Here is a 13,220-nt window from a genome sequence, read left to right on the forward strand (position 1 = left end):
GCGACATGCGCCATCCGGCGCATCGGAACCTGTCCATGGAGGCGCTGCTCCACATCCTGCGTGCAGGCTCTACGGAGGAGGCTCAATGCGCCGCGGGGTATCTGTCGCGCTTTGGCGCGCTCGCAGTTCCTGGGCTGGAGGCGATGTTGCACTCCAGTCGCGAGAGCGCCCGCGAGATGGCTGTGGCCGGAATTTCCGCGCTAGGTGACAAGGGGCTGCCTGCGGTACCGCAGTTGCGGCGGTTGCTCGACGATCCGAGCGTGCAGGTACGCAGGCGGGTGCTGCAGTCGTTAGTGGTGCTTCGGCCGCGCTCGCAGGCGTTGACCGCGGATCTGCTGGAGCGTCTGGCTCGTTCGCCACATCGCGATGGGGACGACTCGGGCCTGCTCGTCGCGCTTGCGAATGCGGGCGAACTCCCCCCGGAGGCACTCGGCCCGCTTACCGCGGCTTTGAAGGAGGTGCCTTCGTACGACGCGCCCGCGCTCGCTGCGGCCGCGGAGGCTATGGGGCACGTAAGGTCGCCGCGTACTTTACCTGCGCTGGTGGGGTTGATCGGCCGTGGGCTCGAGGAGCGCAACTCGCGTGCACCCGTGGTTGTCGGTCATTTCGGCGCTCGTGCGCTGCCACTGCTGATGTGGAGACTCGCCCTGGCGGAAAGCGAGCGTGAGCGCCGGGAGATCCGCTTCGCACTCCGCATTGCGCTTCAGGTCACGGAAAGTCCCGAACTCGCCGAGTTCTACCAAACCGATTACGTGCGACTGCTCCGAGAGCTCAAAGGTGCCGATTCCGTCGCCCGTGATCGGGCTCTGGACACACTCAACCGCCTCGCGCCTGCATTCTCGGCTTTTTCCCGTGGCGATCCCGTTTTCCCGGAGGATGCCTCGGTGCTTGCCAGAGCCCGGTGCGACGCTTTGCTCGCGCTGGAAGATGAAGCGCTGCCCGTGACGGCCGGGGCCGAACATGACCGGGTTGCGAAAACGGCGGCGGCACTGCGGGCAACCCAGGGCTTTGCCGTCACCTGCGCTGTTCCCATCTACTGAGACTTGCGATGAACCGCATCGAATCGCGCTTTTTCCGCTTGCAGCAGGCGGGTCGCACCGGCCTGATCCCCTTTGTTACGGCTGGCGATCCGGCGCCCGAGCACGCGGTGGCGCTGATGCATGCGCTGGTCGCCGCCGGTGCGGACCTGATCGAACTGGGTGTGCCGTTCTCCGATCCGATGGCCGACGGCCCGGTGATCCAGCACGCGAGCGAGCGTGCCATCGCCCGCGGCGTGGGCCTCGGTGACGTGCTGCGCTGGGTTGCCCAGTTTCGCCAGCACGATGCCGACACGCCCGTAGTGCTGATGGGTTATCTCAACCCGATCGAATTGCATGGCTACGCGCGCTTTGCGCAGGATGCCGCGAAGGCGGGCGTCGATGGCGTGCTGATCGTGGATTGTCCGCTGGAGGAGTCGGCCGTGCTGGAACCGCTGCGCGCCGCCGGCCTGCAGCAGATACTGCTGGCAGCCCCGACCACCGCACCCGCGCGTATGGTGAAGTTGTGCGAGGCGGCCCGGGGCTTCCTGTACTATGTGTCGTTCGCCGGCATCACCGGCGCGGCACGGCTGAGCACGGCGGACATTGCCGCGCGGGTGGCTGAAGTGCGCGCCGTGGCGAAGGCGCCGGTAGCCGTCGGCTTCGGCGTCCGCGATGCGGCAAGCGCGAAAGCGATTGCCGGTTTCGCCGACGCCGTGGTCATCGGCAGTGCGCTGGTCGAGCGCCTGGCCGGCGCCACGGAAGCGGACGAAATCGCCGCGCGGGCGCACGCGTTTCTTGCACCCATCCGCGCGGCCCTGGACGTGCCGTAACCCGCGCTCGCTCCCTTTCGGGAACTGCCGGGTGAGGAGCCGGGGCCCGCGACCAGTTAAAGATGGTGCCGTCACAAGCGGCACATGGCTCCAACGAGGTTCCCATGAACTGGCTCCAGAAAATCATGACCCCGCGTGCACGCACGCACAGCGCTCCGGCCAACAAGGGCAAGGTTCCCGAGGGCGTGTGGGACAAGTGCGGTGGCTGTGGCACGGTGCTTTATCGGCCCGAGCTGGAGCGCAACCTGATGGTTTGCCCCAAGTGCGGCCACCACCACCCGATCGGCGCGCGCGAGCGACTGTTGTCCTTGTTCGACGAGGGTTCGACGAAGGAGCTGTGGGCCAGCCTGGAGCCGACCGATCCGCTTAAGTTCCGCGACTCCAAGAAATACCGCGACCGCATTGTCGCCTCGCAGAAGAAGACCGGCGAGAAGGACGCGCTGCTCACCATGAGCGGGCGCCTGAAGGGTCGCCCGCTGGTCGCCGCCGCGTTCGAGTTTTCCTACATGGGCGGCTCGATGGGTTCGGTAGTGGGCGAGAAGTTCACCCGCGCCGCGGAACAGGCGCTGGCGGAGAGGAGCGCGCTGGTGTGCTTCTCCGCCACCGGCGGTGCGCGCATGCAGGAGGCGTTGTTCTCGCTGATGCAGATGGCCAAGACCTCCGCCGCGCTGGCACGCATGCGTGATGCCGGCGTGCCGTACATCAGCGTGATGACCAATCCAACCACCGGCGGCGTATCGGCCAGTCTGGCGATGCTCGGCGACATCAACATCGGCGAGCCGAAGGCACTGATCGGCTTCGCCGGCCCGCGCGTGATCGAGCAGACCGTGCGCGAGACGCTGCCGGAAGGCTTCCAGCGCTCGGAGTTCCTGCTCGAGCATGGCGCGATTGACCTGATCGTCGACCGCCGCGAGATGCGCGAGAAGCTCGCCGAGCTGTTCGGACTGTTGATGAAGGCGCCCCGCGCGGCCTGACCATCGGCGTTGCCGGACGTTGCGATGCCGCCGCGAGGCGGCATCGTCGTTTGTGCCACGCGTGTTTTCCACAGCCGATGTGGATGCCTTCCGGAAAACCCTGTGGACAAACCGCAGAGGCAGCTTTGCCGTCAGTCACTTGGCACACACTGATCAGTTTTTACGCAGGCGCAACTTCGCTTTCGCAGGTTGTCCACAAAGCTTGTGGAGCTGGCTGGGGTAAGCCTGTGGATAGGTGGCCTATCTTCTTGATGGGCAAGCACACCTCGACACGTTGCGCAGGAAGTGACCAACGCCCCGCATGACGCACGCGAACGCTGCCGTCATACTGGCCTGCCACGCCCGAGGAGATCCCACGCATGAAACGGATGCTGTTTGCTGCTGCACTCGCCACGGCTTGCGCCGCCTCCTTCGCGCAGACACCTGCGCTACCGACCAGCAAGGCGCCCGCTGGCGCGGAGGCCTACATCATCTCGCCTGCAGATGGCGCCACCGTCGGCCGTGAAGTCACGGTGCGCTTCGGCCTCAAGGGCATGGGCGTGGCACCGGCCGGCGTGAGCAAGGACCACACTGGCCATCACCATTTGCTGGTCGATGTCACCGACCTGCCGCCAGCCGGCCAGCCGATCCCCAACGACGAACACCACATGCACTTCGGTGGCGGGCAGACCCAGACCACGCTGAAGCTCGCTCCCGGCACACACACGCTGCAGCTGGAACTGGGCGATGCCAACCACGTGCCGTTCGCCCCGCCGGTGGTGTCCAAAAGGATTACCATCCACGTGAAGTGACGCGCACCTCGGGAGGTGCCGCATGAAGCTGTTGTCCCTGGTGGCCGCCGTGGCCATGGCGTCGCCGCCGATCTGCGCAGCGGCCACCGTCTCCATGGACGCGCAGCAATCCGTCGAGTCGGGGGAGGCCCTCCAGGCGCCCCCGACCGCCCCCGGGGCGCACCGCCCGTTGTTCATCGTCAAGTTCGTATTGCGCCGAGCGCCTGCCGACACACCGTCGATCGTGATCGACGATGCGAGTCCCCGGCTCGTGCCGCCAGGGAGTGACTTTCCTGCGGCGAGGCTGGGGACCCTGGAGCGCGACCCCAATACGCTCGTGTGCTACGGCTGGGGCTGCCAGCGCAAACCCTGACTTGCCTGCGCCTCCGCCGGCACAGCTCAAACCCGGCAATGGGCTAAAATCCTGCGTTTGCCCTTTCGCAGCCGCAGAATCCCATGACCGTCCGCACCCGCTTCGCCCCCAGTCCCACCGGCTTCCTCCATATCGGCGGCGCCCGCACCGCGCTCTATTGCTGGCTGGAAGCGCGTCGTCGGGGCGGCGAGTTCCTGTTGCGCATCGAGGATACCGACCGCGAGCGCTCCACCAACGAGGCGGTGCAGGCGATCCTGGACGCGATGGCGTGGCTCGACCTTTCGGCCGACCAGGCGGCGATCTACCAGACCCATCGCCTGGATCGCTACAAGGAAGTGGCCAACCGCCTGCTCGCCGAAGGCAAGGCGTATTACGCCTACGAGAGCAAGGAAGAGATCGAGGCCATGCGCGAGGCGGCGATGGCCAGGGGCGAGAAGCCTCGTTACAACGGCTATTACCGCGACCGCAACGAGCCGTACCGGGAAGACCCCAACCGCGTCATCCGTTTCAGGAATCCGACCGAGGGTTCGGTGGTTTTCGAGGACAAGGTCAAGGGTCGCGTCGAGTGGGCCAACGCCGAACTCGACGACCTGGTGATCTTCCGCTCCGACGGCTGGCCGACGTACAACTTTGCGGTGGTGGTGGACGACATCGACATGGGCATCACCGAGGTGATCCGCGGCGACGACCACGTCAACAACACCCCGCGCCAGATCAACATCTACCAGGCGCTCGGCGCGCCGGTGCCGGAGTTCGCGCACCTGCCGATGATCCTGGACAAGGAAGGCAAGAAGCTCTCCAAGCGCACCAACTCGGTCAGTGTGATGGAGTACCGCGATGCCGGCTTCCTGCCGCACGCAATCCTCAACTACCTGGTGCGGCTGGGCTGGTCGCACGGCGACCAGGAGATCTTCTCGCGCGAGGAAATGATCCGGCTGTTCGACATCTCCGACGTCAACAAGGCCGCCTCGCGCTTCGACACCGAGAAGCTCGCCTGGCTCAACCAGCATTACCTCAAGACCGACGATCCGCAGACGCTCGCGTCCGAGTTCGAATGGCACCTGGCGCGCGCCGGCATCGACATTGCCAAGGGTCCGGCCCCCGCCGACGTGATCGTGGCGCTGCGTGATCGCGTGCACACGCTCAAGGAAATGGCCGAGCGCGCCAAGATCTGGTACGCGCCGATCGCCGAGTGGGACGACAAGGCCGTCGCCAAGCACCTGAAGAGCGACAGCGCCCTCGCTGTGCTCGACCAGGCCAGGGCGCTGCTCGCCGAGGTCGAATGGAGGCCCGAGCCGATCCACCAGGCGATCGAGCAGATCGCGGCCAGGCTCGAACTGGGCATGGGCAAGATCGCCCAGCCCCTGCGCGTGGCGATGACCGGTACCCAGGTGTCGCCTTCGATCGACCACACCATCTACCTGGCTGGCCGCGCCGAGGCGCTCAAGCGCATCGACGACGCGATCGCGCGCGCGCGGGGCTGATCGAAGGGCGCGCGGCATGGACGAGCTCCTTGCCCGCGCCATGCAGGGCGTCGACCCCGACGCCCCTGACGCGTTCCTGCGCGTCTTCCTCAACCTGATGGCGCTGGTTCCCTGGGCCACGCTCTTCTGGTGGAACCTCCTGTTCCTCGCCGTCGGCGCGCTACTGGGCTGGTGGCGCGGCCGCACCGCCGAGGGCATCGCCTGGGCGCTCGTGCTCGGCCCGATCGGTTGGCTGATCATCCTGGGCAAACCGCGGCGCAAGATGCCGCCGCCTTTGCCAAAGTAATCGTCGTTCTGAAGCGTTCTTGTAGGAAAGCGCCGATGGTTACGCTCCCTGAAAGGGGGCATGATTTCCTGCATTCGGCGCTGCACGCCCTTCGGTTCGGGTGGTCAGCGGATTGCGTTTTTCACTGACAGGGCACCAGGCATAGGGACATATCATGGCGGTTGAGGATGAGACGTCTTGCTGGGTTGATTTTCCCGAAGGACGCGCCTGTTTTTCCGGAGGCATTCGTGGCGTTGACGAGCGCGGCCACGAAACCGTTGCGGTAAGCATCGGAAAGCAGAATTATTTTGGGGAAGTCAGGCGCTCGTTTATGCCGAATGGGCAGGATTTCAACGTCGAAATCGTCTCGTTCGGTTTTCCGAGCAAAGAATACGTTGGCGAGGCACCGTTCGAAGCGCGCCATTCGTTGACGTCGGTTGAGCTTGAAACAGCCCGAACCCTACTCGTTGGATTGGTTCAGAGGGGACTCTCCTTTGCGGAAAGGCCGCGGGTGCTGACGGAATACCCTGGTTCCCGATTCATGGGAAAGGTGGTGTTCCGCGAAGGCTGGGCTCTCGTGCAGCCGCCCGAAGGCAACGATGCATGATCAGTCACGCCGGCCAAATCCAACGGATCAAGCAGGCTGCGACGCTCGAAGACATCAGGTCTATCGTTCGCGAGTTGCCTGCGCAGGCAGGTCGGGAAGGCGGCGTACTTTACAGCGGCTGGGTCGGGAGCGTGAGGGCGGAGTCCATCGCCCTGGAAATCAGCAGGCGCACGGGGCTGCCGATTATCAACGAAACTCCGCGAGCAAAGTTTCTCACCGACGATGGGGTAAGACAGACCATCGAGGGAAGGGCGGAAGAAATATTCCGGCAGCAAGGGCAGACAACTGAAAAAGCCGCCCAGTCCGCAGAGCACTTCCTGTACGGCGATCCGCACGCGCTGCCTGTTGAATCCGTCTCCGTCAGGAACTGCTTGTGGGGTGAGGCATCCAGAGAATTCGCGAGTTCCCTGCGCGGGCGGGTGTTGGTGATCGCTTCGGCAGCACATGCGAAACGAGTTCTCGCTCAGGTTGAAATCCCCTCCACCTTGGACAAGGGGGCGGTCGAGTCGCTTGCGGGACAGGCGACCGAACACCTGCGGATGCTGCGTGCCCACGAGAGCACCGAAGCGGTCCTTTCGGCAGTGCAGAGGCAATTCTCCGATGCCACCAACAAGGGCATCTATACGCTGCCCGATCATCCGGGAAACGCCATTACGCAGGTCTCTGTCTCAAAGGAGGTCGCCGAAGCGCTTGGGCTGGACGCGGACAAATTCATTAGGGGCGCCTATCTGCAGGCTGGGGGCCTCGTCCTTGCGCCGGTTGAGCCACACCTTGGGGTGCATTCGCCCGAGGCAACCGGTGGGGCGATGCCAGGTACGGTAGGCGACGTGGCGGCGACGTCCCCAGCGGCCGCTCACTTTCACCTCGGCAAGGGCCTCCGGGTGGTCGCAGCCGCCACCATTGCCTATGACCTGGTGTCCAGTGGGGAGAGCGCGGCAGCGATGCTGGAGCAAGGCAACCACGCCGGCGCCGCGTCGGAGATCGTCCACTTCGGCACCCGCAACCTCGGCATGTGGGGTGGGGTGGTGCTTGGCGCCGAGGTGTTCGGGACGGCGGGAGCCGAGACGGGGCCGCTCGATGTCGTGATCGGGGGGGCAGGGGCGCTGGTGGGCGCGATCGCCGGCGACAAGCTGGCCGATGCGATGGACAGGCAGCGCATCTATCACCAGCGCGATCCGGACGGGCGTGCCTGGATCTTCGATCCGGAACACCCCGCTCGCGGTTGGACGCACATCGCCAGCGAGCTAGACACGGGTGCGATGAGATTGAATGACGGTTTCCCCGTCTACCGCGAACGAAGCCAGACCGCGGAAGCGGCCTTGGCCGACCGGCTGAATTACCAAGCGTCCAACGCGGCCATCGAGCTGGCGCTGGCACATCCGCCTCCGCCAACGGACCCCTACACGCAGCCCGCGAGTCCCGGCGACACGCACAGTATCCGCGACGCCCCATGGAAGCGTGATCCGCAAACCCACGTCTGGACGCGCCGGGCGGTTTTCGGTTTGCTCGAGCACGGCATGGTCAACGCGCACGCCGAGCGGGCACCGGCGGCACGCGCGGCCGAGCTGGACCGTGCGGCCGAAAGCACGGTTGCGAAAAATGCGGCCCAGTCGCCCCGGGCGATCGCAAAGCGTTACGAGGCTGCTTATCGCGCTTACGATTGGCAAAAGTACGGGGCGTTGCCGGAAGTTGTGGCAACGACGCTCCGTGGGGTTGAAGCGGCGCCTGAGCAGCTGGCACACGCCAGACCCGCGCCAACGCGTTCACGCAAAGACCCGCCGATGTCGTCTCCCGCGTCAGGTCCCGGGCATCTGCTCGACTTCCGCCAGGTCGGCCACCCCTTGCACGCGCTCTACGAACGGGCGCTGGCCAAGGTGCACGACATGGAAGACCGTGACCAGATGCCATACGGAATACACAGCGAACGACTGGCCGCCGCCCTGACCAATGCGATAGCCGCTTACAACACCGGCAAGTCGCCGGGCGAGCGCTTCGGTACGCCGGAACGTGTCGAGCTTCGCGGGGAGGGTAGCGATCGCCTGGCAGTGACGGTCGACCGACGCGTCAACTACCACTTGCCCGACGTGCAGGTCGTGATACCGCTGGACAAGGCGCTCGCGCGCAGCGTCGAGCAAAGTTCCCGGGATTGGGCGAGCCGCTACATGCCACACCTGCATGCAGAAAGTCCGATCGCGCAGGCGGACGTGGCCGTACCCCAAGCCAGGGCATGGCCTGCCCATGATCCTCGTTGTCCGGACAACCCGGCGCATGCGCAGTTCGAGACGCTGCGCGGAAAAGTGGCGGCGGCCTATACCGACGCCGGCATCGCGCGCAGCCCGGATCAGCTCGACGAAGCTGCCGCGGCGGTCCTGTCCCATACGTCGCACGGACGCGCGCAAAGCAGCCGAACGCAGGTAAGCCTGTTGGCCGATCCGGGAACCGGCGTGATCGGTCCGGACAGCGACCTGCTGGTGCAACAAAGCCACGGAACCCTGACGTTGCGCAGCCGGATTCCGGCGACGGAACTGCAGGCCTCGCAGGATGACGCCCTCGTTCAGAGAGGCCAGGGCGGACGGCCGGAGCATGCGCCGCAGCACACCCATGTCCGATAACCAAGAATGGTCATCCACCCGAGCGTCGGGCAAGCGGTATCATCGCTGCAGCAACCGGATGGGCCGAACGTGTCAGCCAAGCTCCACTCACATCACGTCGAAGACGCCGCGAGTTTCGTCGCGGCAGTCGAACAGGCCAGCGAGGAGCGCGGCCTGCGGCTGACGCCGTTGCGCAAGGAGGTGCTGGAGCTGGTTGCCGCGGCGGACAAGCCGGTCAAGGCCTACGATCTCCTCGATCAACTGCGTGAGCGCCACGGGAATGCGGCGCCGCCTACGGTCTATCGCGCGCTCGATTTCCTTCTCGAACAAGGCTTCATCCATAAACTGGAGTCGATCAACGCCTACGTGTCGTGCCACCACCCCGCCGAGGCGCACCAGGTACCTTTCCTGATCTGCGACAGTTGCGCGAGTGCGCAGGAAGTCTGCGACGCGCGTGTCGCGGAGTTGATCGAGGCGCAGGCCCAGGCGTTCGGATTCCGGCCGCAGGCGCAGACGCTGGAAGTCCACGGCCTCTGCAGGCAGTGCCGCAAGGGCTGACGCGCTGAGCCGGAGCAGAACGCCGCGATGGGTCCAGCCGGCTGATCTTCCCGCTGCCGGTGAGCCGTGCCTCCAGCCGTGCGCCAGCAAGGCCGTACCTGCATGAGCGGCATGCGTGAGGCCTTGCGGCCTTGGTACTTCGCCCGCTACGGCTCGCTTCGCGAAAAACCGGTTGGCGGGCGCCAATCCAAAGCTCGCATAAGTTGCGGGGCGCGATACATCCCGTATCGCGCCCCGCTTTTCCCGGTGTTGGCGGGGAGGGAACGTTGCCGCACCGGAAAACCTCTGGCTCGAACCGCAGGCCGTATGGCGTGCGTTCAGTCATTGTAGAACGCGGTGACGACAGCTGGGTTGACGGGTGATTGCAGCATCGTGGCAGCGGCTTGCGTTATAAAGTAACATTACCGCCACGCTCCTCGCCGACGCCACGATGGCCCAGCCCCCGACATCACGCACATGGCAGATCGCCGACCGCTTCGGTGCGTTCGCCTCGTTCCTGTGCGCGATCCATTGCGCGGCGCTGCCGTTCGTGCTCGCCGTGTTGCCGCTGGTGGGGCTCGAATTCCTGGCCGATCACCGTTTCGAGCGTGGGTTCGTCATTTTTGCCTGCGCGCTGGCGTTGCTGACGCTGGTCAATGGCTACCGCCGACATCGGCGGCCGGCGTCGCTGATGCTGGCGTTTCCGGGCCTGTCGCTGCTTCTGCTGGGCGTGACCGTGGCCGAGCGGTATCCGATCACCCTGCACAGCGTGCTGGTTACTTGTGGTGGCCTGCTGCTGGCAAGCGCGCACTTCGTCAATCTTCGGCTCGATCACCGGCAGGCGCACGTGCACGATGCCGGTTGCGCGCATTGATCGTGCGGTGATTGTGTAACGCGCCGGGGCATTCCTACGATGGCCCGATGAGCAGACCGCACGAACACTACGACCACGACCACGACCACGATCGCGATCACTCGGGCGCGCGCGGACGCAAGCTGCTGGTCGCTTTCCTGCTGACCCTGCTGATGCTGGTGGCCGAGGCTGTCGGCGGCCTGTGGTCGGGATCGCTCGCGTTGCTTGCCGACGCGGGGCACATGATGGTCGATGCGCTGGCGCTCGCGCTCGCCTTCATCGGCGCCCGGCTGGCGCTGCGGCCGGCCGATGCCCGTCGCAGCTATGGCTACGGGCGATTGGAAGTGCTGGCTGGCTTCGTCAACGCGCTGACGCAGTTCGTGCTGGTGGGTTTCATCGCCTTCGAGGCGATCACCCGCCTGATGCATCCGGGCGCGATCCTTTCCGGCGTGATGCTGGCGGTGGCGGTGGTGGGCCTGCTGGTCAACCTGCTGGTGCTGCGCGTGCTGCACGGACATGCGCACGACGATGTCAACATGGCAGGCGCGAGCCTGCACGTACTGGGCGATCTGCTTGGCTCGCTCGGCGCCGTGCTGGCTGCGCTGGCGGTGCGTTTCATGGGCTGGAACTGGGCAGATCCGGTGCTCTCGCTTCTCGTCTCGCTGCTGATTCTGGGGGGTGCCTGGCGGCTGCTGCGCAAGTCGGCGCACATCCTGCTCGAAGGCGTGCCTGAAGACCTGGATGTCGCCCAGGTCGAGCAGGCGCTGCGCCAGGCCGATGCCTCCATCCGCGACATCCACCACTTGCACGTGTGGCAGCTTGCCTCCGGATCGCGCATGGCGACGGTGCATACACAGGTGGAGGGCGATGGCGCCGAGGCGGTGGCGGCCATCCATCGCCTGCTGCGCAAGCAATTCGGCATCCTGCACGCGACCGTGCAGGTGGACGCCGGCCCGTGCACGGACCATGCGCGCGACTGCCTCGGACACGGCCATCGCTGAGCGCGCCCGGGGACCGGCTTCGTCTTTCCGTACCCGTGCGGGCGCTCTTGCGCTTTGCCTCTTCGCTGCTACGATGGCTGGCCGTTCACGCATACGAATCAAGGAGTTCCCATGGGTAAGGGCGATCGCAAGACCCGTCGCGGCAAGACCTACCGCGGCAGCTACGGCAACAGCCGCGCGCACGATGCGCAGCCGGCCGTGGTCGGCGCCAAGGCCACCGTCACCAAGCCGGCCGCCGCCAAGAAGGCAGCGCCGAAGAAAAAGTCCGCCTGAGCTTCCCGCCCACGGATCGAAGGAGCCCCGCCATGCGCGGGGCTTTTTTTTGGCGTTCCGTCACGATTAACCGGGGAAGACACGCGCTTCACCGCGTGCATGGAAACGTGCGGCTGGCAGGGGTTGCAGTGGAGTCGGCATGAACGCAATCGAGCTTTTGACCCAGGACCACAAGAACATGAGGGCGCTGCTGGAGGAGCTGGCCGGCACCACCACGCGCGGCGTGAAGAAACGCAAGGAACTGGTGGAGAAGATCGAAACCAGCCTGCGCGCCCACAACACCATCGAGGAAGAAATTTTCTACCCGGCGTTCAAGAAGGCCGGCGATGGCAAGGACGACGCGAAGATGTATTTCGAGGCGCTGGAAGAACACCGCGCCGCCGGCGATCTGGTGCTGCCGGACCTGCTCAAGACCGACGTCGACAGCGAAAAATTCTCCGGTCGTGCCAAGGTGCTCAAGGAACTGTTCGAGCACCACGCGGACGAGGAGGAGAAGGAGATGTTCAAGCGCGCCAAAGCGTTGCTGAGCAAGAAGACGCTGGAAGAGCTGGGCGAGCAGATGGCGCAGCGCAAGGTAGAGCTGAAGAAACGCCAGGAAGCGGCCTGAGGTGGCATCGGACATCATGGCAAACACTGGCCAGCATGAACACGATGCCGCCTTCGATCCGCGGCACAGCGCCCTGCTGATCATCGACATGCTCAACGACCTCGAATTCGAGGGGGGCGAGGCGTTGCTCGAGCAGGCCATGCCGGTCGCGACGACGATCGGGCATTTGCGCGACTGGTACCACGCGCACCGCCTGCCGGTGATCTACGCCAACGACAACTTCGGGCGCTGGCATGCCGACCTTGCCAAGGTCATCGAGCATTGCCGCCGCGTCGGTTCCCGCGGCGCCCGGCTCAGCGACGGCCTGCTGCCGGGCGTGGAGGATTATTTCATCCTCAAGCCGCGTCATTCGGCGTTCTATGAGACGCCGTTGTGCACGCTGCTGGAAAAACTCCAAATCAAGGCGCTGGCGCTGGTCGGCATCGCCGGTGATGACTGTGTGCTGCGCACCGCGATGGATGCGCAGATGCGCCAGTACCCGTTGTGGGTTCCGGCCGACGGTATTGCCTCGCAGACCACCCTGCGCAACCAGCGTGCGCTGGCGTGCATGCAGGAAGTCGCCAAGGCCGACATCACCCGCATCGACGCACGCCTGCCGGAATGGGACCACACTCAGCGGAGCCAGAAGATGAGCAGCCACGACCGCAAAGACTCGCAGCATCCCGATTGCAACAAGCCCCAGCGCCCGGAGACCGAAAACGAACGGCAGGGCCGCAAGGCGCATGAGAGCGACCTTACCGACGAAGCCGTCGAGGAGACTTTCCCGGCGAGTGATCCGGTATCGCCGTTCATCCCGGCGAAAACGCCAGAGGATTGATCCCCACGATGGTGGGAGGCTGAGGGCCGGTTTCTCGCAAGGCCTCCCCCCTTCCGCCCTTCGGGCACCTTCCCCCCGCAAGCGGGGGAAGGATTCGTGCGGTCGCCATTCCCTGCAAGCAGGCATGGGGACTCGGGCCGCAGCACCCTCAACGAGCCTTCCTCGTGGACACCGGGAAGGTGCTGATGGGCTGATGGGCGCTCGCAGCGCGGTCTCCGA

15 protein-coding genes are annotated in these 13,220 nt (G+C 65.5%); all 15 read left to right on the forward strand.

Annotated features, from left to right (window positions below):
• Positions 1-35 precede the first annotated feature (35 nt).
• The 15 genes from J7I44_RS15115 (at position 36) to J7I44_RS15185 (ending at position 13,001) form a co-directional block, all read left to right on the forward strand.
• Positions 36-1,040: a HEAT repeat domain-containing protein gene (locus J7I44_RS15115; RefSeq protein WP_209622717.1), complete on the forward strand. Its 1,005-nt coding sequence runs from the start codon at positions 36-38 to the stop codon at positions 1,038-1,040.
• An 8-nt stretch (positions 1,041-1,048) separates the two neighbouring features.
• Positions 1,049-1,849 (forward strand): tryptophan synthase subunit alpha, encoded by an 801-nt coding sequence (gene trpA / locus J7I44_RS15120; protein WP_209622719.1) that lies wholly within the window; start codon positions 1,049-1,051, stop codon positions 1,847-1,849.
• 104 nt (positions 1,850-1,953) lie between these two features.
• Positions 1,954-2,823: an acetyl-CoA carboxylase, carboxyltransferase subunit beta gene (gene accD / locus J7I44_RS15125; RefSeq protein WP_209622722.1), complete on the forward strand. Its 870-nt coding sequence runs from the start codon at positions 1,954-1,956 to the stop codon at positions 2,821-2,823.
• Between the two features lie 359 nt (positions 2,824-3,182).
• Positions 3,183-3,614 carry a DUF4399 domain-containing protein gene (locus J7I44_RS15130; protein ID WP_209622727.1) on the forward strand — a complete coding sequence of 144 codons (432 nt, stop codon included), beginning with the start codon at positions 3,183-3,185 and terminating at the stop codon, positions 3,612-3,614.
• A gap of 22 nt (positions 3,615-3,636) precedes the next feature.
• A complete protein-coding gene (locus tag J7I44_RS15135; RefSeq protein WP_209622730.1) occupies positions 3,637-3,966 on the forward strand; it encodes a hypothetical protein in 330 nt (109 codons plus the stop codon).
• An 83-nt stretch (positions 3,967-4,049) separates the two neighbouring features.
• Positions 4,050-5,450, forward strand: coding sequence for a glutamate--tRNA ligase (gene gltX, locus J7I44_RS15140; protein WP_209622732.1), 1,401 nt, complete (start codon positions 4,050-4,052; stop codon positions 5,448-5,450).
• 16 nt (positions 5,451-5,466) lie between these two features.
• Positions 5,467-5,736, forward strand: coding sequence for a hypothetical protein (locus tag J7I44_RS15145; RefSeq protein ID WP_209622734.1), 270 nt, complete (start codon positions 5,467-5,469; stop codon positions 5,734-5,736).
• A 154-nt stretch (positions 5,737-5,890) separates the two neighbouring features.
• On the forward strand, positions 5,891-6,322 hold the full coding sequence (locus J7I44_RS15150) for a hypothetical protein (RefSeq protein WP_209622736.1): 432 nt from the start codon (positions 5,891-5,893) through the stop codon (positions 6,320-6,322).
• Entirely contained in the window at positions 6,319-8,934 is a 2,616-nt protein-coding gene (locus J7I44_RS15155) for an XVIPCD domain-containing protein (protein WP_209622739.1), read from the forward strand. Before J7I44_RS15150 ends, J7I44_RS15155 begins: the two co-directional genes overlap by 4 nt.
• Before the next feature lie 6 nt (positions 8,935-8,940).
• Positions 8,941-9,471 (forward strand): transcriptional repressor, encoded by a 531-nt coding sequence (locus J7I44_RS15160; RefSeq protein WP_209622741.1) that lies wholly within the window; start codon positions 8,941-8,943, stop codon positions 9,469-9,471.
• Between the two features lie 430 nt (positions 9,472-9,901).
• Positions 9,902-10,324, forward strand: coding sequence for a MerC domain-containing protein (locus J7I44_RS15165; protein WP_209622747.1), 423 nt, complete (start codon positions 9,902-9,904; stop codon positions 10,322-10,324).
• 47 nt (positions 10,325-10,371) lie between these two features.
• The gene (locus tag J7I44_RS15170; protein ID WP_209622750.1) at positions 10,372-11,304 is read left to right on the forward strand and encodes a cation diffusion facilitator family transporter; all 933 of its coding nucleotides are present in this window, start codon (positions 10,372-10,374) and stop codon (positions 11,302-11,304) included.
• A 111-nt stretch (positions 11,305-11,415) separates the two neighbouring features.
• Entirely contained in the window at positions 11,416-11,577 is a 162-nt protein-coding gene (locus J7I44_RS15175) for a 30S ribosomal protein THX (RefSeq protein ID WP_209622752.1), read from the forward strand.
• Positions 11,578-11,716: 139 nt separating this feature from the next.
• Positions 11,717-12,184, forward strand: a complete 468-nt coding sequence (locus J7I44_RS15180) for a PA2171 family ribosome-binding persister protein (RefSeq protein WP_209622755.1) — start codon at positions 11,717-11,719, stop codon at positions 12,182-12,184.
• A 16-nt stretch (positions 12,185-12,200) separates the two neighbouring features.
• Complete coding sequence (locus tag J7I44_RS15185; protein ID WP_209622759.1) at positions 12,201-13,001, forward strand: cysteine hydrolase family protein; 801 nt, start codon at positions 12,201-12,203, stop codon at positions 12,999-13,001.
• The last annotated feature ends 219 nt before the right edge of the window (positions 13,002-13,220 follow it).

Origin of the sequence: Frateuria flava (assembly GCF_017837635.1) — a bacterium.
Lineage (GTDB): Bacteria > Pseudomonadota > Gammaproteobacteria > Xanthomonadales > Rhodanobacteraceae > Frateuria_A > Frateuria_A flava.

Coding starts and splice junctions, on each gene's coding strand:
- J7I44_RS15115 (WP_209622717.1), top strand. CDS start 36: ATGGAGGCGCTGCTCCACATCCTGCGTGCAGGCTCTACGGAGGAGGCT.
- trpA (WP_209622719.1), top strand. CDS start 1,049: ATGAACCGCATCGAATCGCGCTTTTTCCGCTTGCAGCAGGCGGGTCGC.
- accD (WP_209622722.1), top strand. CDS start 1,954: ATGAACTGGCTCCAGAAAATCATGACCCCGCGTGCACGCACGCACAGC.
- J7I44_RS15130 (WP_209622727.1), top strand. CDS start 3,183: ATGAAACGGATGCTGTTTGCTGCTGCACTCGCCACGGCTTGCGCCGCC.
- J7I44_RS15135 (WP_209622730.1), top strand. CDS start 3,637: ATGAAGCTGTTGTCCCTGGTGGCCGCCGTGGCCATGGCGTCGCCGCCG.
- gltX (WP_209622732.1), top strand. CDS start 4,050: ATGACCGTCCGCACCCGCTTCGCCCCCAGTCCCACCGGCTTCCTCCAT.
- J7I44_RS15145 (WP_209622734.1), top strand. CDS start 5,467: ATGGACGAGCTCCTTGCCCGCGCCATGCAGGGCGTCGACCCCGACGCC.
- J7I44_RS15150 (WP_209622736.1), top strand. CDS start 5,891: ATGGCGGTTGAGGATGAGACGTCTTGCTGGGTTGATTTTCCCGAAGGA.
- J7I44_RS15155 (WP_209622739.1), top strand. CDS start 6,319: ATGATCAGTCACGCCGGCCAAATCCAACGGATCAAGCAGGCTGCGACG.
- J7I44_RS15160 (WP_209622741.1), top strand. CDS start 8,941: ATGGTCATCCACCCGAGCGTCGGGCAAGCGGTATCATCGCTGCAGCAA.
- J7I44_RS15165 (WP_209622747.1), top strand. CDS start 9,902: ATGGCCCAGCCCCCGACATCACGCACATGGCAGATCGCCGACCGCTTC.
- J7I44_RS15170 (WP_209622750.1), top strand. CDS start 10,372: ATGAGCAGACCGCACGAACACTACGACCACGACCACGACCACGATCGC.
- J7I44_RS15175 (WP_209622752.1), top strand. CDS start 11,416: ATGGGTAAGGGCGATCGCAAGACCCGTCGCGGCAAGACCTACCGCGGC.
- J7I44_RS15180 (WP_209622755.1), top strand. CDS start 11,717: ATGAACGCAATCGAGCTTTTGACCCAGGACCACAAGAACATGAGGGCG.
- J7I44_RS15185 (WP_209622759.1), top strand. CDS start 12,201: ATGGCAAACACTGGCCAGCATGAACACGATGCCGCCTTCGATCCGCGG.